This is a genomic window from Geodermatophilus marinus, assembly GCF_003428645.1.
Lineage (GTDB): Bacteria > Actinomycetota > Actinomycetes > Mycobacteriales > Geodermatophilaceae > Geodermatophilus.
In genome coordinates this window covers 136,998-158,112 of sequence record NZ_QVQH01000003.1, presented here as the reverse complement: position 1 = coordinate 158,112, position 21,115 = coordinate 136,998, and the positions used below count along the sequence as shown (strand labels likewise).

Here is a 21,115-nt window from a genome sequence, read left to right as displayed (position 1 = left end):
CCACCGTTCGCGACCACCCGGCCGACCCCGACCCGCCGCACCCGGTGGGGAAGATCCGGGTACGGCGGGGGGCCGGCTACTGCTCGAACACGTGTTCGAACGAGTCGAGTAGACCCGACCCCGCCGACGACGTCAAGCCGGACGCGCCCGCACGGGACCGGCCCGCCTGCGGCGGACGGTACGGCCGGGGTCCGACACCTCGACGGGGGCCGCGACGGCCGGCACGCCGGGACGCGCCGCGACGACCTCCCCCGACCCACCACCGGCCGCACGCGGCGGCGGACGCCCGCGGCGCCCCGGGACGCGGCGCCGCTGCGGCCCCGATGGGAGGATCGGCCCATGAGCCGGCCCGACCACCCCCGGGTGGCAGCGATCGCCCGACTCCTGGCCGCGGCCGGTGCGACCGGTGAGGTGGTGGAGCTCCCCGGCAGCGCCCGCACCGCGGCCGCCGCGGCCGCGCAGCTCGGCGTGCCGGTCGGCGCCATCGCCAACAGCCTGGTCTTCGACGTGGCCGGCGCCCCCCTGCTCGTCCTGACCAGCGGCGCGCACCGGGTCGACGTCGGCACGGTCGCCGCGCTGCTCGGCGTCCCGGGGCTGGCGCCCGGCAGCCCGGAGTTCGTCCGGCAGCACACCGGCCAGCCGATCGGCGGGGTCGCGCCCGTCGGCCACCCCGAGCCGATCGGCACCCTCGTCGACGTCGAGCTGGCCCGCCACGAGCGGGTCTGGGCCGCGGCCGGGCACCCGCGCGCGGTCTTCCCCACCACCTACGACGAGCTGCTGCGGCTGACCGGCGGCACGGCCGCCGAGGTCGGTCCCGGCCCCGTCGACGCCGGAGCGGTCGGCCCGGCAGCGGACGCGGTGGCCCGGTGACCGGCACGACGCCCGCCGCGCGGGTCACCGAGCTGCCCGCCCGCTGGCTGCGCGAGCACATGCACGAGGCGCTGGCCATCTACGGCGAGGCCATGGGCTACACCCCGTCGGTGGTCGCCGGCCGGTACGGGTACGCCGTCCAGCACACCGAGCGGCCGGGGTTCCGGGCCGTGGGCGCCTTCGTCCCCACCCCGGACGGCGACCGGCTGGTCGGCTTCGGCTACGGCTACCTGGTGGCGCCCGGTCAGTGGTGGCACGACCAGGTGCGGGCCGCCCTCGACCGGCGGACGGCGAAGCGCTGGCTGCCCGGCGCCTTCGAGGTCTGCGAGCTGCACGTGCACCCCGACCACCAGAGCCGCGGCCTGGGCCGCCGGCTGCTGCACGCGCTGCTGGCCGACCTGCCCTACCCGGCGGCCCTGCTCTCCACCCCGGACAACGACACGAAGGCCTTCCGGCTCTACCACGCCGACGGCTTCGTCGACCTGGCCCGCAACCACCACTTCCCCGGCGACCTCCGCCCCTTCGCCATCCTCGGCGTCCGGCTCCCGCTGCCTGCTCCGTCGCCGCGGCCCGACGCCCGGTGAGGCCGCCCTCCCCCGCCGTCGACGCCGTCGTCGTCGGCTCCGGGCACAACGGCCTGGTCGCCGCCTGCTACCTGGCCCGCGCCGGTCTCCGGGTGGAGGTGCTCGAGCGCGACGAGGTGCTCGGCGGGGCGGTCTCCACCGTCGAGCGCTGGCCCGGGGTGCGGGTCGACCGCGGGTCGAGCGCGCACGTGATCATCCGGCAGAGCGGGATCGTCGAGGAGCTCGACCTCGCCGCCCACGGGCTCCGCTACGTCGACTGCGACCCGTGGGGGTTCGCCCCCGCCCCCTCCCCCGGCGACCCCGGGCCCGACGGCCGCCCGCTGGTCCTCTCGGTCGACCTGGACGCCACCTGCGCCTCCATCGAGGCCGCGTGCGGGCCCGCCGACGCGGCCGCCTACCGGGAGTTCGTCGCGGTGTGGCGCCCGCGCGCCCGCGCCGTCGTCACCTCCTTCCGCAACCGGCCCACCGCCGGCGGTCTGGTCCGCGCCTTCTGGCCGCTGGGCGCGCCGGCCGACGGCCGGCCGCGCACCCCCGGCGGCGACCTCGCCGCGGACTTCCTCGGCTCCGGGGACGCCCTGCTGGACCGCTGGTTCACCAGCGAGCGGCTCAAGGCGGCGCTGGCCTGGTTCGGTGCGCAGTCCGGCCCCCCGATGTCCGAACCGGGCACCGCGGCGATGGTCGGCTGGGTGGCGCTGCTGCACGACGTCCCGCCCGGCCACCCGGTCGGCGGCTCCGGCGGGCTGACCGCCGCGCTGCGCCGGCGGCTGGAGGCCGACGGCGGCCGCGTCGTCCTCGGGGACGGCGCGGCCCGGCTGCTGGTCGAGGACGGCCGGGTGACCGGCGTCGAGACGGTGTCGGGACGCCGGGTCGCGGCCCCCGTGGTGGTCGCCGCCTGCCACGTGCTGGCCACCCGCGACCTGGCCGGCGAGCACGCGCCCCCGGCGCTGGCCGCCGCCGCGCCGCCGCTGGGCAACGGGTTCGGCCTGGTGGTGCGGGCGCTGACCGACGCACCGCCGGCCTACCCCGGGGTCGACCCGGCGCTGGCGCAGGGCGGGCTGCAGCTGCTGTGCACCGACCGGGCGCAGCTGGCGGCGGCCCACGGCGACTGGCTGGCCGGCCGGCTGCCGCGCGAGCCGGTCGCGCTCGCGATGTGCTTCTCCGCGTCCGACGGCACCCTCGCCCCCGGAGGACGGCACGTGGTCACCGTGTGGGGGCAGTGGTACCCGTACGCCCTCGCCGGCGGCGGCGACTGGGACGCCCTCGCCGAGGCCGAGGCCCAGCGGCTCCTCGAGGCCGTCGACCGGTACGCCCCCGGATTCTCCGCCTCGGTCCGGCAGCGCTACGTGCAGACCCCGCTGCTGCTCGAACGCGAGCTGTCCCTGCTGCGTGGCAACGTGATGCACGTGGAGATGGGCCTGGCCAGCATGTTCGGCCTGCGGCCGACCCCGGCGCTCGCCGGCTACCGGGTGCCGGGCCTCGCCGGGCTCTACCTCGCCGGCGCCTCGACGCACCCCGGCGGCGGGGTGTCGGGCAACTCGGGGCGGACGGCGGCCGGCCTGGTGCTCACCGACCGCGGGCGGCTGGCCCGCGGCCGGGCCCTCGTGTCGGCGGCGGTCGGCCGCGTCCGGGGGCGGCGGTGACCGACCTCCAGGCACCCCCCGCCCGGCGGGCGCCCGCGCTGCCGTGGGCCCTGGCCGCGCTGGTGGTGCTGACCGCCATCGCCTACCCCCTGGCCGACGGCGGCACCCGGACGGCGATCAGCTGGGTCATCGTGCTGCTCGGCGCGGCGCTCTCGGTGGCCCACGCGGCGGTCAGCCGGGACGCCCGCACCGGCACGGTCGTCCTCGGCCTGGTGGCCGCGACCGCGGTCGTGTTCGAGTCGGTGGGGCTGGCCACCGGGTTCCCCTACGGCGAGTACTCCTACAGCGACGACCTCGGCCCCACGCTGCTCGGCGTCCCGTTCCTGGTGCCCCTGGCCTGGCTGATGATGGCCTGGCCGAGCTGGCTGCTGGCCGCCCGGCTCACCCGCGACGTCCGCCCGCGGCGGCGGCGCGCGGCCCGGGTCGCCGGAGCCGCCGCGGTCTTCGCCGGCTGGGACGTCGTGCTCGACCCGCAGCTGGTCCAGGCCGGCTTCTGGACCTGGGCCCACCCCGACCCCGGGCTGCCCGGCATCGACACCGTGCCGCTGACCAACCTGGCCGGCTGGCTGCTGGCCGGGGCGGTGCTGATGTCGCTGCTCGACCTCCTGGTCGCCGGCCGCCCGGTCCGCGCCGGCGACGGCCCGCCGCTGCTCGTGCTGGCCTGGATGACCCTCGGCGGGGCGCTGGCGCACGCCGGCTGGCTGGACCTCCCCGGCTCGGCGGCGTGGGGCGTGGTCCTCGCCGTCCCCGTGCTCGTCGCGCTGGCCGTCCAGCAGCGCCGGGCCGGACGGCGGTGAGCGGGCGGCCGGTGCGCGTGCTGGCCGGCCTGGCGGTGGCCGGGGCGGTGCACGCGGCGGTCAACGCCGCCCTCGTCCGCCGGCCGCCGGCCCAGCCGCCACCGGTCCGCCGGCCGGTGACGGTCGTGCTCCCGGTCCGGGACGAGGAGACCCAGGTCGGCGGCTGCCTGGCCGCGGTGCTCGCCCAGCGCGGCGTGCCGGACCTGCGCGTGGTGGTCGTCGACGACGGCTCCGCCGACGGCACCGCCGGCGTGGTGCGGTCGGTGGCGGACGACCGGGTCCGCCTGGTGCCCGCCGGCCCGCTGCCGGCCGGCTGGCTGGGCAAGCCGCACGCCTGCGCGGTCGGTGCCGGGGAGGCCGGCAGGGGCGACGGGGCCGGGCCCGACGACGGCGTCCTGGTCTTCGTCGACGCCGACGTCCGCCTGGAGCCCGACGCGGTGGCCGGCGCCGTCGCCGTCCTGGAGGCGCACGGGCTGGACCTCGTCTCGCCTTGGCCCCGGCCGGTGACCGGCGGCCCCGCGGAGCGGCTGGTGCAGCCGCTGGGCCCCTGGCTGTGGGTGACGACGCTGCCGGTCCGGCTGGCCGAGCGGTCACCGCGTCCCTCGCTGACCGCGGCCAACGGGCAGTTCCTCGTGCTCCCGCGATCGGCCTACGCGCGGGCCGGCGGGCACGCCGCCGTCCGCGGCGAGGTGATCGAGGACGTCGCCCTCGCCCGCGCCGTCAAGCGCACCGGCGGCCGCGCGGTGCCGGTCGACGGCTCCCGGCTGGCCTCCTGCCGCATGTACGACGGCTGGCCGGCCCTGCGGGCCGGCTACACGAAGTCGTTGTGGGCGTCGGTGGGCGGCTCGCCGGTGGCCAGCGCGGCGACGGCGGCGGCGCTGACGGCGGTCTGGGTGCTCCCCCCGCTGGCGGCGCTGCGCGGCTCGCGGGCCGGCCTGGTGGGCTACGCGGCCGGGGTGGCCGGGCGGGCGGTGTCGGCGGCCGCGACCGGGAGCCGGGTGTGGCCGGACGCCCTGGCCCACCCGGTCTCGCTGCTGGTCTTCGACCTGCTCGTGGCCGCGTCGGTGCGGGCCCGCCGGCGCGGCACGCTGAGCTGGCGCGGCCGCCCGGTGGGCGCGCCGGTCCGGGCGCGGGGGACGATGACCCGGTGACCAGCGGAACCGCCCGAGTGCAGTTCGACCCGGCGGGGATGGACAGCGGCGCCTTCTACCGGGTGCTCAACTCCGTCGTCGTCCCCAGGCCCATCGCCTGGGTGTGCAGCCGGTCGGCCGAGGGCCGGGTGAACCTGGCCCCGCACTCCTTCTACACGGTGGCCTGCGTGTCGCCGCCGGTCGTGCAGTTCACCTCGGTCGGCCGCAAGGACACCCTGACCAACGTGGAGGAGACCGGCGAGTTCACCGTCAGCCTGACGCCCGAGCCGCTGTTCGAGCAGGTCAACGCCACCGCCACCGACTTCCCGCACGGGGTCAGCGAGGCCGAGCAGTGCGGCGTGGCGCTGGAGCCGTCCGAGCGGGTCTCCGTGCCCCGGGTGGCCGGTTCGCCGGTGACGCTGGAGTGCCGCCTGCACTCGACCGTGCGGCTCGGGGACAGCACCGTCGTCTTCGGCCGGGTGGAACTGGTCAGCGTGTGGGAGGAGGCCGTGCACGACGGCCGGCCGCGGATCGAGCGGCTGCGCCCCCTGGCCCGGCTGGGCGGCAACGAGTGGTCGACCATCGGCGAGGTCAAGGAGATCCGCCGCATCCCCCACCGCCGGTGGGCCGAGGACCCCTCCATCGGCGAGCAGTTGCGCGGCAGCTGACCCCGCGCGCTCAGCCCGGGAGGAAGGGCGCGACCTCGTCCGCGGCCTCGGTGCCGAACGCGTCGGCGAAGCGGGCGAGGAACGGCTCCCGGTGCAGGCCGTACTCCTGGGTGCCGACGACCTCCACCGCCTCGGTGGCCACCGCCGAGCCCAGCTGCGTGGCCCGCTCGAGGGAGAGCCCCCAGGCGCGCCCGGCGATGAACCCGGCGCGCAGCGCGTCCCCGCCCCCGGTGGGCTCCACCGGCTTGGTCTCGGGCACCGCCTTGACCAGGATGTCCTCGGCCCCGGCCTGGCGCACCCGGGCGCCCTCGGCCGCGCGGGTGGTGACCCAGGTGCCCACCCGGGCGAGCACCTCGTCGTCGCCCCACCCGGTCTTCTGCCGGAGCAGCGCCGCCTCGTACTCGTTGGTGAACAGCACCTCCGCGCCGTCCACGAGCGAGCGGATCATCTCCCCGTCGGCCCAGGCCAGCTGCTGGCTCGGGTCCGCGGCGAAGGGGTAGCCCCGCTCCCGGCACTCCTCGGTGTGGCGGACCATCGCGACCGGGTCGTTCGGGCCGACCACCACCAGGTCCAGCGCGCCCACCCGCGCGGCCACCGGCGCCAGCTCGATCGAGGAGGCCTCCGACATCGCGCCCGAGTAGAACGACGCGATCTGGTTGTTCACCGCGTCGGTGGTGCAGACGAACCGGGCGGTGTGCTTGAGCTCCGACCAGTGCACGCTGCGGGTGTCCACGCCGTGCCGGTTCAGCCAGGCCTCGTAGTCGGCGAAGTCGCTGCCGACGGCCCCCACCAGCACCGGCCGCAGGCCGAGCAGGCCGAGCCCGTAGGCCATGTTCGCCCCGGCGCCGCCCCGGTGCTGCACGAGGTCGTCGACGAGGAAGGACAGGGACACGTTCTCCAGCTGGCCCTCGACGAACTGCTCGGTGAACTTGCCGGGGAACGTCATCAGGTGGTCGGTCGCGATGGAACCGGTGACGGCGACGGGCACGGGGCGCTCCTCGGGTGGGCGGTCGGTGGCACGTCCTGCGGGGTCGGTCCGGTGAACGCGAGGTGACGGCCAAAGCGTAGGGCCCGCGGGCCCGCGGCGCCGCCCGGCCCCGGTCAGTCGCCGAGGGCCCGGCGCAGCGCGACCCCCAGCTGGACCAGCGCGATCGCGCCCAGCAGCGACCCCACCGCGGTGCCTGCGGTCACCACGGGGGCGACCAGGTCGGCGTCCGCGGCGCTGACCACACCGGCCCCGCCGAGGGTGAAGCCGGCCATGGCCACCCGGGTCGGCCGCTCCCAGACCGAGAGCACGCCGGTCTCGCGCACCCCGGCCGACCCGGCGCGGGCCCGGAGGTACTCGGGCAGCCAGCACAGCGCGCCGAAGGCGGCGGCCAGCCAGCCCGGTGCGCCGGCGACCCACAGGGCGGCGGCGAACGCGGCCTCGCTGAGCCGGTCGACGGTCGAGTCGAGCACGTAACCGCGCCGCGACGCCCGCCCACCGGCGATGGCGAGGACGCCGTCGAGCGAGTCGAGGACCGCCGACACCCCGACGAGGACGCCGGCCGCCACCAGCCAGGCCCCGCCGGCGGCGGCGGGGACGACGGCGGCCACGGCCACCGCCAGCCCCAGCGCCGTGGCGACCACCGGCGGCGTCCCGGCGACCGGCCGGGCCAGCGCGTAGGACATCGACAGCCAGCCGCGCACCAGCCGGCTGCCGTCGGCGCCGGCGCCGCCGTGCCACCGCGACCACTCGGCGAGGTACTCGTCACGGCTGAGCACGGCGGGTCCCCATGCCGGGCAGTCCACCAGGCCGGCCCGCGTCGGGGACAGTGGGGCGGTGCCCGCCGTCCGCCGAGCCCGCGCCGCCGCCCTCGGCACCGCCCTCCTCACCACCGTCACCCTCCTGGCCGGCGGCTGCTCGGGCACCGGCGGCGGGGCGGCGGCCGACCCGGCGCCCCGGCCCGGCCCGGTGCTGCTCGTCCCCGGCTACGGCGGGTCCACCGCCGCGCTGCAGCCGCTGGCCGAGCGGCTGGGCGCCGAGGGCCGGGACGCCACCGTGGTGGCGCTGCCGGGCGACGGCACCGGCGACCTCGCGGTCTCGGCCGCGGCGCTGGCCACCGCCGTCGACGCGGCGCTCGAGCGCACCAGGGCCGCGGCCGCCGACGTCGTCGGCTACTCGGCCGGCGGGGTGGTGGCCCGGCTGTGGGTCGCCGGCGGCGGCGCGGACGTCGCCCGCCGGGTGGTCACCCTCGGCTCGCCGCACCACGGGACGACGCTGGCCGACCTGGCCGCCGGCCTGGCCCCGGAGCGCTGCCCGGAGGCCTGCCGCCAACTGGGCACCGCCAGCCCCGTCCTGGCCGCGCTCAACGCCGGCGACGAGACGCCGGCGGGCCCGGACTGGGTGTCGATCTGGACCACCGGCGACGAGACGGTCCGCCCGCCGGGGTCCGCCCGGTTGGAGGGCGCGCTGGACCTGCCGGTGCAGTCGGTGTGCGGCGACGCCCGCGTGGGCCACACCGACCTGCCCCGCGACCGGCTCGTGCAGGCCATGGTGGTCACCCAGCTCGGCGCCGGGGCCCCCGTCCCCCTCGGCCCGGACGACTGCGCCCGGCTGACCGGCTGACGCGACCGCATGCGGCCGGGCCGGCGCGTCGCCCGGCCTACCGGACGCCCTCCCACAGCTCCCGCTGGCCCGCCCGCGGGTCGGCCACCACCCCGCCGGGGACGCCGAACACCTGCACCGGCCGCTTGGCCGTGTCGTACGGCGGCCAGCCCGGGTCGCCGTCCCGCACGAACGCCACCCAGGCGGCGTGCATGGCGTCGGCGAGCTCCTGCGGCGCCGCCGGCCCCGCCATCGGCTCGACCCCCTCGGCGCCCAGGGTGTCGAAGGCGAAGGCGATCTCCAGGGCGTGGCAGGCCCCGAGCCGGCCGCCGAACTGCGGGCTGGGCCAGGCGAACTCGTAGACGAAGGTCCGCCCCGGCCCTCCCTGCCGCGCCTCGGCGAGCCGCACCGCCGGGATGCGGAAGAACCAGTCCGTGGCGGCCCGGACCAGCAGGTCACCGGGCGAGGCCGTGGGGGCGTCGGCGCGGTAGGCGGCGAGGGCGGCGCCGGCCGGCACCCCGTAGCCGGCCAGGACCATGTGCAGCGCCTGCTCGGTGACCACGTCGGCCACCCCGTTGGGGACGAGGAAGAGGGTGTGCTCGTCGGTGTTGCTCCCCACCAGCACGTCGACGTCCGCCCCGGCCCCGGCCGCGACCGCGGTGATCGGCAGGGCGGGCAGCACGTCGCCGTCGACGACGGGCTCGAAGACCATCGCGTTGAGCGTGATCTCGCCCCACCGCGCCGGGTCCGGGACGGTGGCGGCCTCCACGGACAGCGCCCGCTGCGCGGCCACCAGCTCCTCCACCGGCACCGCGGCCAGCGCCTCCCGGGTCGGCGGCACGCCCAGCCGCTGGCCGAGGTACCCGGCCACCCGGTGCGCGGTGGCCGGGGACAGCGCGTGGTGCCCGGCGCCGCTCTGGGCCACCGCCCGCCGGAACAGCCCGGCCGCCCGCGGCATCGACAGCAGCGACGTCACGCTCATCGCCCCCGCGGACTCGCCGGCGATCGTGACCCGGTCCGGGTCCCCGCCGAAGGCCGCGATGTTGTCCCGGACCCACTGCAGCGCGGCGACCTGGTCCAGCAGCCCGCGGTGGGCCGGGCCGTCGTCGTCGAAGTGCAGGAAGCCGTCGACGCCCAGCCGGTAGTTGACGGTCACCAGCACGATGCCGTCGCGCGCGAACGCCGTCCCGTCGTACACCGGCACCGCGCCCGAGCCGTTGACGAAGGCCCCGCCGTGGATCCACACCATCACCGGCAGGCCCCCGGCCCCCGGGTCCGGGGTCCAGACGTTGAGGTTGAGCACGTCCTCGCCCGGGATCACCGGCTCGGGCAGCAGCGCGTCCACGGGCACGGGGTACGGGGGCTTGAGCGCGGTGGGGCCGTACCCGGAGCAGTCCCGCACCCCCTCCCAGCGGGGCGCCGGGGCGGGCGCGGCGAAGCGCAGGTCGCCGAACGGCGGCGCGGCGTAGGGGATGCCCTTGAAGGCGACGACGGGACCGCTGGGGGCGCCGCGGACGACCCCGGACGTGGTGACCACCTCGAGCTGCATGCCCGAGGTCTACCCGACCCGCGCGCGGGCCGCCGCCCGGGCCCGGGCCGGCGGGCGGGGGCGGCTCCGCGTCGCGGTCGCCGGCTCCGCCGTGGACCGCGGGGCCGGCGGGCGCACGGCGAGGTCGGCGAGCACGCGCCCGACGCCCGGTGCATGGCCGACCGGCGGCCGCGGGTAGCCCCGGGCCATGGCGCCCCCCATCAGCGACGCGGTCGTCGTCGACGTCCTCCGCCGCGTCGACCGGCTGACCCGCCCCCTCGTGCGCCGGCTGGGCCGCCCCCCGGCCCGGCCGCAGGCCGAGCGCGACCGGTGGTGGGCCCACCGGCTCCCCCGGGTCCTGGCCGTGACCGGCGCCGCCCCGCGGTTCATCGGCAAGCTCGCCGACCTGCTGCCGCTGCAGAACGCCTTCGGCGCCGCGGCGCAGTCGCTGGTCGTCGGCGGGGTGGCCGTCGAGCACGCCGTGGACGATCCCGCCGAGCGGGTCGCCCTGCTCGCCCGCGTGCTGCTGGCCCGCGACCTCCCGGCCGACCGGGTCCGCCCGCTGCTCGCGCGCGAGAAGGGGGTCTACGCCGAGGAGGCCCTGGGCCCGCGGGACCGGCGCGCCGGGGTGCGGGGCAACCTGCGCACCCTCTGGCGGGTGGCCCGCCTGCTCTCCCGCATCGACGACGCGCTCGACGCCCGCCCCAAGGGGAAGCTGCGGCACCGGGCGCTGTCCAACCTGCCGGTCGTCGGCGTCCTCGGCGGGTACGCCGCCGAGCGGCAGGCGCTGCTCCGGGCCGCCGCGGCCGCCGCGGCGGCCGCGGACGGGTCGCGGGCGCCGGGCGACCCCGCGGTGCAGCTCAGGAAGTGACGGGGACGGCGGCGAGGTCGGCGTCCCGGGCGGCCGGGCCCGCCGTGAGGTTCGCGTGGACCTCGCGCGTCGCCGTCGACCGGTTCATGGTGATGAAGTGGATGCCGGGCACGCCCTCGGCCAGCAGCGTCCGGCACAGCTCGGTGGCCACCTCGACGCCGTAGGCGCGCACCGCGGCCCTGTCCTCGGGGCGGTCGCCGTCGAGCTCGGCGAACCGGGCCGCGAGCGGCTCCGGGAAGGCCTGCCCGGACAGCTGCACGATGCGGGTGATCTGCCGCGCGTTGGTGACCGGCATGACCCCGGCGATCACCGGGACGTCGCAGCCGCGCCCGGCGACCCGGTCGCGCAGCCGCAGGTAGTCCTCGGCCCGGAAGAACATCTGCGTGATGGCGAAGTCGGCCCCGGCCCGGCACTTGCGCACGAACATCTCGACGTCGGTCTCGAAGTCCGGCGAGCGCGGGTGGCGCTCCGGGAAGGCCGCCACCCCGACGGAGAAGTCGCCCATGGCGCGGATCAGCTCGACCAGCTCGGCGGCGTACCGCAGCCCCTCCGGGTGCGGGACCCACTCGGCCTGCGGGTCGGCACCCGGCGGGTCGCCGCGCAGCGCGAGCAGGTTGCGCACCCCGGCCGCGGCCAGCCGGCTGACCACGTGCCGCAGCTCGGCGACGCTGTGGTCGACCGCCGTCAGGTGCGCCAGCGGGGTCATCGTCGTCTCCGTGGCGATCCGCTCGGTCACCGAGACGGTGCCCTCGCGGGTGGAGCCGCCGGCGCCGTAGGTCACCGACACGAACGACGGCTGCAGCCGCTCCAGCTGCCGCAGCGCGGTCCACAGCTGCTCGGCGCCCTCGGGGGTCCGGGGCGGGAAGAACTCGAACGACCACGTGGGCCGGCCCTCGGCGAGCAGGTCCCGCACGGTCCGCGTCACGGGTCCCGAGGATACGGAGCGGCCCGCCGCACCGGTGCATCCGTCCCCGGGCACCCGGGCGAAGGGAGCGCGGAAGCCGCGCACCGTCCGCCCCGGGAGGACCCGTGACCTTGATCGACCACCACCAGCCGGTCGTGCCCCGCCGATCGGGTTCGGGCGATACTCGGACGGTGACGACCGGGGAGCAGCAGCGCGTGCCGAGGCCTGTACCCCCGGCCCCGCCCGAGGACGCGGCCGACGTCGCCCGGGTCCGGGCGGCGGTGGCCGACGCGCTGGAGGAGTTCCTCGGCCGCCAGCGCGAGACCCTCGCCGCGATGGACCCGGCGCTCACCCCGGTCATCGACGAGCTGTGCGCCCTGGCCGACGGCGGCAAGCGGCTGCGCCCCCTGTTCGCCTACTGGGGCTGGCGCGGCCTCACCGGCGAGGGTCCCGCCGAGGACGACGCCGCCGTCCTGCGGGCCGTCGCCGCGCTGGAGTTCGTGCACGCCAGCGCGCTGGTCCACGACGACGTCATGGACGGCGCGGTGACCCGCCGGGGCCGCGCCGCCACGCACGTCGGCTTCGCCCGGCTGCACGGCGACTCCGCGCTGGCCGGGGACGGCGAGGCCTTCGGGGTGGGCGCCGCCATCCTCGTCGGCGACCTCGCCCTGGTCTGGTCCGACGAGCTGCTGCGGCGCTCGGGCATCTCCCCCGCCGCCCTGACCCGCGCCCGGGGGGTCTGGGACACGATGCGCACCGAGGTCACCGCCGGCCAGTACCTCGACCTGCTGCGCGCCGCCGGAGGGCTGCCCGGCCCCCACGGCGCGCTCACCGTGGCCCGCTACAAGAGCGCCGGCTACACCGTGCAGCGGCCGCTGCAGCTCGGGGCGGCCATCGCCGGCGCCGGGGAGCGCGCCGCGGAGGTGTGCACGGCGATCGGCTTGCCGCTCGGCGAGGCGTTCCAGCTGCGCGACGACGTCCTCGGGGTGTTCGGCGACCCCTCGGTGACCGGCAAGTCCGCCGACGACGACCTGCGCGAGGGCAAGCGGACCCTGCTCATCGCCCTCGCCGAGGAGGCCGCCGACGCCGCTGGCCGCCGGCTGCTGGCCGACCTGCTGGGCAACGCCGAAGCCGGGCCGGAGGACTTCGAGGCGCTGCGGCGGCTGATCGAGACCACCGGCGCCCGCGCCCGGGTCGAGGAGCGGATCACCGAGCGCACCGCCCTGGCCCGCAGCGGCATCGCCGCCGCCCCGGTGACCGCGCCCGCCCGCGCCGCGCTCGACGCGCTGGCCGTGGCCGCGACCAGCCGCACCGCCTGATGGTCCGCACCGTTCCCGGGCGCACCGACCGGGTCGTCGTCGTCGGCGCCGGGCTCGCCGGGCTGGCCACCGCGCTGCGCCTGCGCGGCGCCGGGCGCGAGGTCACCGTCGTCGAGCGCGGGCCCGGGCCGGGCGGCCGGGCCGGCCGGGTCGAGGACCGCGGCTACGCCCTCGACACCGGCCCCTCGGTGTTCACCGCCCCCGAGGTCCTCGCCGACACCCTGGCCGCGGTGGGCGAGGACCTCACCGACCGCCTCGAGCTCCTCCCGCTGGAGACCAGCTACCGGGCGCAGTTCGCCGACGGCTCGCACCTGGACGTGCGCGCCGACCCCGACGCCTTCGCCGCCGAGGTGGAGGCGCTGTGCGGGCCGGCCGAGGCCGCCGCGCTGCGCCGCTACCTCGCCGACCTCGCCGACCTCTACCGGCTGCAGCGCGGCACGTTCATCGACCGCAACCTCGACACCCCGCTGGACCTGCTCGGCCCCGAGCTCGTGCGGCTGGTCCGCCGGGGCGGCTTCGGCCGGCTGTCACGGCACGTCGAGCGCGCCTTCACCGACGACCGGCTGCGCCGGCTGTTCAGCTTCCAGGCCCTCTACGCCGGGGTCAGCCCGTTCCGGGCCATCGCCGCCTACGCGGTCATCGCCCAGCTCGACATCGGCGCCGGCGTGCACCACCCGGTGGGCGGCATCGCCGCGGTGCCCCGGGCGCTCGCGGCCGCGGCGGCCGACGCCGGGGTCACGCTGCGGTACGACTGCGGCGTGACGGCGCTGGAAACCCGCGGATCCCGGGTCACCGCCGTCCGCACCGAGGACGGCGGCCGGCTGCCGGCCGACGCGGTCGTCGTCACCGCCGACGCGCCGCACCGGCTGGTGCCGGGGCTGCGCGGGCCCCGCCGGCCGGTCCACTCCCCCTCCTGCGTGGCCCTGCACGTCGGCGTGCGGACCGAGCTGCCCGGGCAGGCGCACCACACCATCACCTTCGGCGCGGCCTGGCGCGAGGTCTTCGACGAGCTGACCCGGCTGGGCCGGCCCATGACCGACCCGAGCCTGCTGGTCAGCATGCCGTCGGCCACGGACCGGTCCCTGGCCCCGGAGGGCGGGCAGGTGCTGAGCGTCGTCGCGCCGACCCCCAACCTGGACCGGCGCAGCGGCGGCAACCCCGACCTGGACTGGGCGGCGCTGGCCCCCCGCTACCGCGACGAGCTGCTCGCCGTGCTGGAGGCGCGGGGCTGGGCCGGGATCACCGGCGCGATCGAGGTGGAGCGCATGGACACACCGCTGACGTGGGCCGCGCAGGGCATGGCGGCCGGCACGCCGTTCGCCCTGGCGCACACCTTCGGCCAGACGGGGCCGTTCCGCCCGCCCACGCTGCCGCGCTCGGGCCCGGAGAACGTCGTCCTCGCGGGCTCCTCGGTGCAGCCGGGGGTCGGCGTCCCGATGGTGCTCATCAGCGGCCGGCTGGCCGCCGAGCGCATCACCGGCCCGGTGCAGCGCGCCGGCACGGCCGCCCCCGCCCGGCTGGAGGGGACCCGGTGACGCTCACCGGCCCCCCGCCGACGACCGCCGCCCGGCAGGCCCGCCTCGACGCGTCCTACCGGCACTGCGCCCGCATCGCCGCCGCGCACGGGAAGAGCTACCACCTGGCCACCCGGCTGCTGACCCCCGACCGCCGCCCGGCGGTGCACGCCCTCTACGCCGCCGCCCGCACCGCCGACGACCTGGTCGACCACCCCGGGCCCGACCCCGTCGGCGACCTGGGTGACTGGTCGCGGGCCGCCCTCGCCGAGCTGGAGGCCGGCTGGTCCGACGACCCCGTGCGCCTGGCCCTGGTGCACACCTACCGCCGCTACGCGATCCCGGTCGAGCACCTGGTCGACTTCCTGGCCGCCATGACCAGCGACCTCGAGGTCACCGGCTACGCCGACATGGACGCCCTCGACCGCTACATGTGGGGCTCGGCGGCGGTCATCGGCCTGCAGGTCCTCCCGGTGCTCGGCACCGCCCCCGGCGTGGCCCGGGAGGAGGCCGCGCCGCACGCGATCGCCCTGGGCGAGGCCTTCCAGCTGACCAACTTCCTCCGCGACGTCGCCGAGGACGTCGACCGCGGCCGGGTCTACCTGCCCGCCGACGTGATGGCCGCGCACGGCGTGACCCGCGAGCAGCTCGCCGCCAGGCACCACGACGCCCGGTTCCGGGGGCTCATGCGCGAGATGGTGGCGATCGTGCGCCGCCGCTACGACGACGCCGCCCCGGGGACGCCGATGCTGGCGCCGGGGTCGCGGGACTGCGTGCGGGCGGCCACCGCCCTGTACGGCGGCATCCTCACCGAGATCGAGCGGGCCGACTACCGGGTGCTCGACCGCCGGGTGCGGGTGTCCAGGCCGCGGCGCCTGGCGGTGTTCGCCCGCCGGTTGACCGCCGCCCAGCTGGCCAGGGTGAGCGTGACCATGGCGAAGCCGAACAGCAGGTCCTCGACCGGCGCGTAGGCGATCCGCGGCCCCCAGATCGTGCCGGGGTCGTAGGTCACCACGTCCAGGCCGGTGAGCACGCCGTTCATCAGCAGCTGGAAGGACACGATGATCGCGTAGGCCACCCAGAACACCGGGCGGGTGACCATGCGGGTGCGGTAGACGGCCAGGTCGACCACCAGCACGGCGACGACGGCGGCCACGGCCAGGGCGCTGTAGCTCACCGGCCCACCTCCGCTTCCTCGGCCGGGTACCCGGCGTCCCACCCGGTCACCGTGCGCACCGCCTCGAGCGCCAGCACCGAGCACACCGGGACGACGAGGAAGAACAGCACCTCCTCGACCGGGACACCGCCGGGCAGCCGGACGCCGAGGGTGAGCGACGCGGAGTAGTCCCAGTGGCCCTGGGAGATCGCGTACAGCACCCAGACGACGAAGACGACGAACTCCGGGGCGATCGCCAGGAGCAGCCGCCGCCAGCGGGCGTACACGCGGACCCGCAGCACCAGCTCCAGCGGCGCGGTGACGACCAGGCAGCCGGCCAGCAGCGCCAGGTAGGTCAGGGGGCCCACGCGCGCGCCCGGTGCAGCGGCAGGAGCACGGGGACCACGCCCTGACCCCGCATCAGAAGGCCAGGGCCTGGGCCCGGCGGGTGACCTCGGTGTGCCGGTCGCCGCGCAGCGCCTCGACCGGGGTGCCGGGCAGCGACTCGTCGGCCCGGAACAGCCAGTCGAACACCTCCTCGTCGGCGTACCCGCCGTCCCGCAGCACGGTGATCAGGCCGGGCAGGTGCTTGAGGACGGCGCCGTCCTTCAGGAAGTCGGCGGGGATGCGGCTGCCCCCGCTGCCCGGGACGGCGAGGAGCTTGCGCTCGCGCAGCAGCTGGCGGACCCGGTTGGGCGAGACCCCCAAGAGCGCGGCGACCTCCGCGGGGGTGAGCGTCTCCATGCCACGAGCCTAGGTCGGCGGGATCGCGTCCGGCCGACCGCCGTGCCGCGGCTACCATTCCCGGCGGGGCCGTGACTGGCGCATGGAGGTGGGACCGACCACCGGGGAGCGGCTCGCACCACCCCGCCGGGCGCCTGGGCACCCCTCCCGAGTCGACCCTGCGCTGGAGTGCTCCCATGACCGACGTGACCGTGACCCCCACCGCCACCGCAGCCGCCGCCAGCACCGCCTACGCGAGCGCCCTCGAGGTCATCGGCGCGGTGGAGCCGCGGGTGGCCGAGGCGATCGGCGCCGAGCTCGCCGACCAGCGCGCCTCGCTCAAGCTGATCGCCAGCGAGAACTACGCCAGCCCCGCAGTGCTGCTCACCATGGGCAACTGGTTCAGCGACAAGTACGCCGAGGGGACGGTCGGGCACCGCTTCTACGCCGGCTGCCAGAACGTCGACACCGTGGAGGCGCTGGCCGCCGAGCACGCCCGCGAGCTGTTCGGCGCCCCGTACGCCTACGTCCAGCCGCACTCGGGCATCGACGCCAACCTCGTCGCCTTCTGGGCGGTGCTCGCCCAGCGGGTCGAGGCCCCGGCGCTGGCCGAGGCCGGCGTGCGGCACGTCAACGACCTCACCGACGCCGACTGGTCCCGACTGCGCCACGCCCTGGGCGACCAGCGGATGCTCGGCATGTCCCTGGACGCCGGCGGCCACCTGACCCACGGCTTCCGCCCCAACATCAGCGGCAAGATGTTCGAGCAGTCCTCCTACGGCACCGACCCGGGGACCGGGCTGCTCGACTACGACGCCGTCCGCGCGCGGGCCCGGGAGTTCCGGCCGCTGATCCTCATGGCCGGCTACTCGGCCTACCCGCGCCGGGTGGACTTCGCCCGGATGCGCGAGATCGCCGACGAGGTCGGCGCCACCCTGGTCGTCGACATGGCCCACTTCGCCGGGCTGGTCGCCGGCAAGGTGTTCACCGGCGACCACGACCCGGTGCCGCACGCCCACGTCGTCACCACGACCACGCACAAGTCGCTGCGCGGGCCGCGCGGGGGCATGGTCCTGGCCCAGCCGGAGTACGCCGAGGCGGTCGACCGCGGCTGCCCGATGGTGCTCGGCGGCCCCCTGCCGCACGTGATGGCCGCCAAGGCGGTCGCGCTGGCCGAGGCCCGGCGTCCCGACTTCGCCGGCTACGCGCAGGCGGTGGCCGGCAACGCGCAGGCGCTCGCCGAGGGGCTCACCCGCCGGGGCGCCCGGCTGGTCACCGGCGGCACCGACAACCACCTCGTGCTCGTCGACGTGTCCGGCTTCGGGCTGACCGGCCGGCAGGCGGAGTCGGCGCTGCTGGACGCCGGCATCGTGACCAACCGCAACGCCGTGCCGGCCGACCCCAACGGGGCCTGGTACACCTCCGGCGTCCGCCTGGGCACCCCGGCGCTGACCACCCGCGGGTTCGGCGCTGCCGAGTTCGACCGCACCGCCGAGCTCATCGTCGACGTCCTCGGCGCGACCCGGCCCACCGCCACCCGCGACGGCAGCCCGTCGAAGGCGCGCTACGCCACCGCCGACGGGGTCGCCGACCGGACCCGTGCCGCGGCCGACGAGCTGCTCGCCGCCCACCCGCTCTACCCCGGCCTGGACCTCGCGTGAGGAGCGGGGTGGATCCGTCGGCGTGACGCCGACGGCGTGACGCCGACGGATCCACCCCGCACACCGTGGGGAGCGTGTGACGGGTGAACCGCCGCACCGGCCCCGCCCGCGTGTACCGGCCGTGACCGGCGGCGACGCTCCTACACTCGGCCGCGTGGACACCGCCGTGACCGACCCCGTGGTCGGCCTCGTTCTCGAGGGGCGCTACCACCTGCAGGAGCGGCTGGCCCGGGGCGGCATGTCCACCGTCTACGCGGCCCAGGACCTCCGCCTGCACCGCACCGTCGCGGTCAAGGTCATGGCCGAGCACCTGGCCCACGACCCGACCTTCGTCGACCGGTTCACCCGGGAGGCGCGGGCGGCGGCCATGCTCAGCCACCCCAACGTCGTGTCGGTCAGCGACCAGGGCAGCGACCAGGGCCTGGTGTTCCTCGTCATGGAGCTGGTCCGGGGGCGCACCCTGCGCGACCTGCTGCAGGCGCGCGGCCGGCTGACGGTCGCCGAGGCCTTCGCCGTCCTCGAGCCGGTGCTCGCCGGGCTGACCGCCGCGCACCGGGCCGGCATCGTGCACCGCGACATCAAGCCGGAGAACGTGCTCATCGGGGTCGACGGCGTGGTCAAGGTCGCCGACTTCGGCCTGGCCCGCGCGCTGACCGGCACCGGCCAGACCAGCCACACCGGCGGGGTGCTCATCGGCACGGTCGCCTACCTCTCCCCCGAGCAGCTCGAGCGGGGCAAGGCCGACGCGCGCAGCGACGTGTACGCCGCCGGGGTCGTCCTCTACGAGATGCTCACCGGCCACCCGCCCTACGGCGGGGACACCCCGCTGGCCGTGGCCTACCAGCACGTCCACCACGACATGCCGCCGCCGTCGGCGGAGGTGCCCGGCATCCCGTGGCAGGTCGACGAGCTGGTGACCCGCACGACCCGCCGCGAGCCCGCCGTCCGCCCGCTGGACGCCGGCGCGTTCCTCGCCGACCTGGAGGACGTCCGCAGCGACCTCGGGGTCGAGCGCATGCCGGTGCCCACCGGCCGCAGCAGCGCCGGCCCGGGGACCCTGCGGCCGACCAACCGGCCCACCCGTCCCCGGCCGCGGCACCCCAGCGACCCCGGCGAGCCGCGCACCCAGGTGCTCGGCCCCGGCGGCAGCCGGCCCGGCCGCGGCTCGCGGACGAGCACGCTGCCCGGCATGGGGGCCGGCCCGACCACCGACGTCGGCGCGCGCCGGCCGGCCCCGCCGGACCGCCCGCGGCCCGGTGTCCCGGAGGCGGTGCGCCGCCGCCGCGCCCGGCTGGCCGTGGCGGTCGTGCTCCTCGTGCTCGTGACGATCGGCGCCGTGGGCTGGTGGCTGGGCTCCGGCCGGTGGACGACGGTGCCCGCGCTGGCCGGCCGCGAGCAGGCGGTCGCGGTGGACCTGCTCCAGCAGGCCGGGCTCGACCCGGTCGTGGCCGAGGAGCGGTTCAGCGAGGACGTCCCGGCGGGCGTGGTCATCTCCGCCGACCCGGACGGCGGCGAGGCGATCCGCGGCACCGACGTCGAGCTGGTGGTGTCGCGGGGGCAGGAGCGCTTCGAGGTGGGCACCGACCTGGTCGGCCTGCCGCTGGACGAGGTCCGCACCCGGCTCGAGGACGTGCCCGTCGTCCCCTCCGAGGTGCAGGACTACAGCGACGACGTGCCCGTCGGCCACGTCTCCGGGTTCGAGCCGGAGGCCGGCACGCCGCTGCAGCGCGGCCAGGACCTCACCGTCTACGTGAGCCGCGGGCCTGCGCCCGTCGCCGTCCCGGCGCTGGTCGGCCTCGCCCCGGAGGAGGCCGCCGCGAACCTGGAGGCGCTGGGCTTCGACGTCGCCCGGGCCGAGGGCCGCAGCGCCGACGTCGACACCGGCGAGGTCATGTCCGTGACCCCCGCGACCGGCGTGAAGGCCGCCTACGGGAGCACCGTGACGATCACCGTCTCGGTCGGCGTGCCGCGGGTGGTCGTGCCGGACGTGTCCGGCCGCAGCCAGGAGGAGGCCGTCGCGCTCCTGGAGCAGGCCGGCCTGGTGCCCGAGTTCCAGACCTTCATCACCGGCGACCGCGTCTACCGCCAGGAACCCGCTGCCGGCGAGACCGTCGACCAGGGCACGACCGTCAACCTCTTGTTGAGCTTCGGGTAGGTCGGTGCGCACCCCACCCATCGGCGCGCACGTCCAGGTCGCGGGCGGCCTGGCCACCGGCGGCCTCGCCTACACCGACGCGGTCGGCGCCCGGGCGGTCCAGGTCTTCGTCGGCAACCCCCGCGGCTGGCGGCTGACCGCCGGCGACCCCCGCCAGGACGCCCGCTTCGTCGAGGGCTGCGCCGAGCGCGGCGTCCCGTCGTTCGTCCACACGCCGTTCCTGGTCAACGTGGGGTCCCCGTCGGAGGCGACCGTCGCGCGGTCGATCGCCGCGATAGCGCACAATCTGGCCCGCGGCGCGGAGCTCGGCTGCCGCGGCGTGGTGGTGCACGCCGGCTCGGCGGTCGGCGAGGACCGCTACGACGACGCCCTCCGCCAGCTGCACGAGCGGCTGCTGCCGGTGCTCGAGGCCGCGCCGGAGGACGGGCCGCGGCTGCTCGTCGAGCCGACCGCCGGCGGCGGGCGCTCGCTGGCCGCCACCGTCGAGGACCTCGGCCCCTACCTCGCCGCCCTGGAGCACCACCCGCAGGTCGGCGTCTGCTTCGACACCTGCCACGCCTGGGCGGCCGGCCACGACCTCGCCGTCCCCGGCGGGATGGCCGCGACCCTCGACGCGCTCGAGGCGGCGGTCGGCCCGGGCCGGCTGGGGCTGGTGCACGCCAACGACTCGCTCGACGGCTGCGGCTCGCGGCGCGACCGGCACACGACCATCGGCGCCGGCAGCATCGGCGGCGCGGCGTACGGCCTGGGGCCGTTCGCCGAGCTGCTCGCCCACCGCACGACGGCCGGCGTCCCGGTGGTGGTGGAGACGCCGAGCGAGCGGGGCGGCGTCCCCTGGGGCGGGCACGCCGCCGACATCGCGCTGCTGACCTCCCTGCTGCCGCCCGGGGCGGAGGACGCCGCCGCCTGAGCTCGGCCCCTCCGACGATCGCCGCGTCCGTCCTGTGCCCCGCACGGGTGCCCGCTCGTCGAACCCGAGCCGTGCCGGCTGTCCGGGCCGGCCACGTC

General features: G+C 77.6%; 20 protein-coding genes, 1 pseudogene and 1 riboswitch. Of the genes and pseudogenes, 14 read left to right on the top strand and 7 right to left on the bottom strand.

Translation table 11 applies throughout. The annotated features are described in order from the left end of the window. The first annotated feature begins 339 nt into the window (after positions 1-339). From D0Z06_RS04830 to D0Z06_RS04805, 6 genes are read left to right on the top strand one after another with little or no spacing between them, the layout of a single operon-like run. Complete coding sequence (locus D0Z06_RS04830; protein ID WP_117376244.1) at positions 340-870, top strand: YbaK/EbsC family protein; 531 nt, start codon at positions 340-342, stop codon at positions 868-870. Then, a complete protein-coding gene (locus D0Z06_RS04825; RefSeq protein WP_117376243.1) occupies positions 867-1,454 on the top strand; it encodes a GNAT family N-acetyltransferase in 588 nt (195 codons plus the stop codon). Before D0Z06_RS04830 ends, D0Z06_RS04825 begins: the two co-directional genes overlap by 4 nt. Further along, positions 1,451-3,094, top strand: coding sequence for a phytoene desaturase family protein (locus D0Z06_RS04820; protein ID WP_117376242.1), 1,644 nt, complete (start codon positions 1,451-1,453; stop codon positions 3,092-3,094). Before D0Z06_RS04825 ends, D0Z06_RS04820 begins: the two co-directional genes overlap by 4 nt. Beyond that, positions 3,091-3,891 (top strand): carotenoid biosynthesis protein, encoded by an 801-nt coding sequence (locus D0Z06_RS04815; RefSeq protein ID WP_117376241.1) that lies wholly within the window; start codon positions 3,091-3,093, stop codon positions 3,889-3,891. Before D0Z06_RS04820 ends, D0Z06_RS04815 begins: the two co-directional genes overlap by 4 nt. After that, complete coding sequence (locus D0Z06_RS04810) at positions 3,888-5,042, top strand: glycosyltransferase family 2 protein (RefSeq protein WP_199522131.1); 1,155 nt, start codon at positions 3,888-3,890, stop codon at positions 5,040-5,042. Before D0Z06_RS04815 ends, D0Z06_RS04810 begins: the two co-directional genes overlap by 4 nt. Continuing rightward, on the top strand, positions 5,039-5,689 hold the full coding sequence (locus D0Z06_RS04805; protein ID WP_233517448.1) for a flavin reductase family protein: 651 nt from the start codon (positions 5,039-5,041) through the stop codon (positions 5,687-5,689). Before D0Z06_RS04810 ends, D0Z06_RS04805 begins: the two co-directional genes overlap by 4 nt. A gap of 10 nt (positions 5,690-5,699) precedes the next feature. On the opposite strand, the gene D0Z06_RS04800 is transcribed toward D0Z06_RS04805, so the two are convergent. Both D0Z06_RS04800 and D0Z06_RS04795 read right to left on the bottom strand, forming a co-directional pair. Continuing rightward, positions 5,700-6,677 carry a carbohydrate kinase family protein gene (locus D0Z06_RS04800; protein WP_117376240.1) on the bottom strand — a complete coding sequence of 326 codons (978 nt, stop codon included), beginning with the start codon at positions 6,675-6,677 and terminating at the stop codon, positions 5,700-5,702. Between the two features lie 113 nt (positions 6,678-6,790). Further along, the gene (locus D0Z06_RS04795; protein ID WP_117376239.1) at positions 6,791-7,453 is read right to left on the bottom strand and encodes a CDP-alcohol phosphatidyltransferase family protein; all 663 of its coding nucleotides are present in this window, start codon (positions 7,451-7,453) and stop codon (positions 6,791-6,793) included. A 58-nt stretch (positions 7,454-7,511) separates the two neighbouring features. Between D0Z06_RS04795 and D0Z06_RS04790 the strand changes: the two genes are divergently transcribed. Continuing rightward, complete coding sequence (locus tag D0Z06_RS04790; RefSeq protein ID WP_117376238.1) at positions 7,512-8,297, top strand: lipase family alpha/beta hydrolase; 786 nt, start codon at positions 7,512-7,514, stop codon at positions 8,295-8,297. 37 nt (positions 8,298-8,334) lie between these two features. Here D0Z06_RS04790 and D0Z06_RS04785 read toward each other — a convergent pair whose 3' ends face one another. Then, positions 8,335-9,825: a carboxylesterase/lipase family protein gene (locus D0Z06_RS04785; RefSeq protein ID WP_117376237.1), complete on the bottom strand. Its 1,491-nt coding sequence runs from the start codon at positions 9,823-9,825 to the stop codon at positions 8,335-8,337. Positions 9,826-10,012: 187 nt separating this feature from the next. Between D0Z06_RS04785 and D0Z06_RS04775 the strand changes: the two genes are divergently transcribed. Further along, positions 10,013-10,675: a hypothetical protein gene (locus tag D0Z06_RS04775; RefSeq protein ID WP_117376235.1), complete on the top strand. Its 663-nt coding sequence runs from the start codon at positions 10,013-10,015 to the stop codon at positions 10,673-10,675. On the opposite strand, the gene metF is transcribed toward D0Z06_RS04775, so the two are convergent. Then, positions 10,665-11,600, bottom strand: coding sequence for a methylenetetrahydrofolate reductase [NAD(P)H] (gene metF / locus D0Z06_RS04770; RefSeq protein ID WP_117376234.1), 936 nt, complete (start codon positions 11,598-11,600; stop codon positions 10,665-10,667). The genes D0Z06_RS04775 and metF overlap by 11 nt on opposite strands. A 170-nt stretch (positions 11,601-11,770) precedes the next feature. On the opposite strand from metF, the gene D0Z06_RS04765 reads away from it, so the two are divergent. The 3 genes from D0Z06_RS04765 to D0Z06_RS04755 are packed head-to-tail and all read left to right on the top strand — an operon-like array spanning position 11,771 to position 15,383. Continuing rightward, complete coding sequence (locus D0Z06_RS04765) at positions 11,771-12,898, top strand: polyprenyl synthetase family protein (protein WP_117376233.1); 1,128 nt, start codon at positions 11,771-11,773, stop codon at positions 12,896-12,898. Continuing rightward, on the top strand, positions 12,898-14,433 hold the full coding sequence (crtI, locus tag D0Z06_RS04760; RefSeq protein ID WP_117376232.1) for a phytoene desaturase family protein: 1,536 nt from the start codon (positions 12,898-12,900) through the stop codon (positions 14,431-14,433). Before D0Z06_RS04765 ends, crtI begins: the two co-directional genes overlap by 1 nt. Next, a complete protein-coding gene (locus D0Z06_RS04755; RefSeq protein WP_199522130.1) occupies positions 14,430-15,383 on the top strand; it encodes a phytoene/squalene synthase family protein in 954 nt (317 codons plus the stop codon). The genes crtI and D0Z06_RS04755 overlap by 4 nt, the downstream gene beginning before the upstream one ends. On the opposite strand, the pseudogene D0Z06_RS26140 reads toward D0Z06_RS04755, so the two are convergent. The 3 genes and pseudogenes from D0Z06_RS26140 to D0Z06_RS04740 form a co-directional block, all read right to left on the bottom strand. After that, positions 15,380-15,544, bottom strand: a pseudogene (locus tag D0Z06_RS26140) (lycopene cyclase domain-containing protein); the annotation flags it as partial. The gene D0Z06_RS04755 and the pseudogene D0Z06_RS26140 sit on opposite strands and share 4 nt — an antisense overlap. A 41-nt stretch (positions 15,545-15,585) precedes the next feature. Then, the gene (locus D0Z06_RS04745; protein ID WP_117376230.1) at positions 15,586-15,936 is read right to left on the bottom strand and encodes a lycopene cyclase domain-containing protein; all 351 of its coding nucleotides are present in this window, start codon (positions 15,934-15,936) and stop codon (positions 15,586-15,588) included. Between the two features lie 52 nt (positions 15,937-15,988). After that, positions 15,989-16,312 carry an Rv2175c family DNA-binding protein gene (locus tag D0Z06_RS04740; RefSeq protein ID WP_117376229.1) on the bottom strand — a complete coding sequence of 108 codons (324 nt, stop codon included), beginning with the start codon at positions 16,310-16,312 and terminating at the stop codon, positions 15,989-15,991. A 61-nt stretch (positions 16,313-16,373) separates the two neighbouring features. Then, positions 16,374-16,459, top strand: a riboswitch (ZMP/ZTP riboswitch). A gap of 29 nt (positions 16,460-16,488) precedes the next feature. On the opposite strand from D0Z06_RS04740, the gene D0Z06_RS04735 reads away from it, so the two are divergent. The 3 genes from D0Z06_RS04735 (at position 16,489) to D0Z06_RS04725 (ending at position 21,017) form a co-directional block, all read left to right on the top strand. Further along, positions 16,489-17,952: a glycine hydroxymethyltransferase gene (locus D0Z06_RS04735; protein ID WP_117376228.1), complete on the top strand. Its 1,464-nt coding sequence runs from the start codon at positions 16,489-16,491 to the stop codon at positions 17,950-17,952. A gap of 154 nt (positions 17,953-18,106) precedes the next feature. Beyond that, entirely contained in the window at positions 18,107-20,107 is a 2,001-nt protein-coding gene (gene pknB, locus D0Z06_RS04730; protein WP_199522129.1) for a Stk1 family PASTA domain-containing Ser/Thr kinase, read from the top strand. Positions 20,108-20,111: 4 nt separating this feature from the next. Then, the gene (locus D0Z06_RS04725) at positions 20,112-21,017 is read left to right on the top strand and encodes a deoxyribonuclease IV (RefSeq protein WP_117376227.1); all 906 of its coding nucleotides are present in this window, start codon (positions 20,112-20,114) and stop codon (positions 21,015-21,017) included. Positions 21,018-21,115 lie beyond the last annotated feature (98 nt).

What these genes read in the sequence shown, in the direction of transcription:
- D0Z06_RS04740 (WP_117376229.1), bottom strand. Translation starts at nt 16,312, where the DNA reads ATGGAGACGCTCACCCCCGCGGAGGTCGCCGCGCTCTTGGGGGTCTCG.
- D0Z06_RS04735 (WP_117376228.1), top strand. Translation starts at nt 16,489, where the DNA reads ATGACCGACGTGACCGTGACCCCCACCGCCACCGCAGCCGCCGCCAGC.
- D0Z06_RS04775 (WP_117376235.1), top strand. Translation starts at nt 10,013, where the DNA reads ATGGCGCCCCCCATCAGCGACGCGGTCGTCGTCGACGTCCTCCGCCGC.
- D0Z06_RS04785 (WP_117376237.1), bottom strand. Translation starts at nt 9,825, where the DNA reads ATGCAGCTCGAGGTGGTCACCACGTCCGGGGTCGTCCGCGGCGCCCCC.
- crtI (WP_117376232.1), top strand. Translation starts at nt 12,898, where the DNA reads ATGGTCCGCACCGTTCCCGGGCGCACCGACCGGGTCGTCGTCGTCGGC.
- D0Z06_RS04830 (WP_117376244.1), top strand. Translation starts at nt 340, where the DNA reads ATGAGCCGGCCCGACCACCCCCGGGTGGCAGCGATCGCCCGACTCCTG.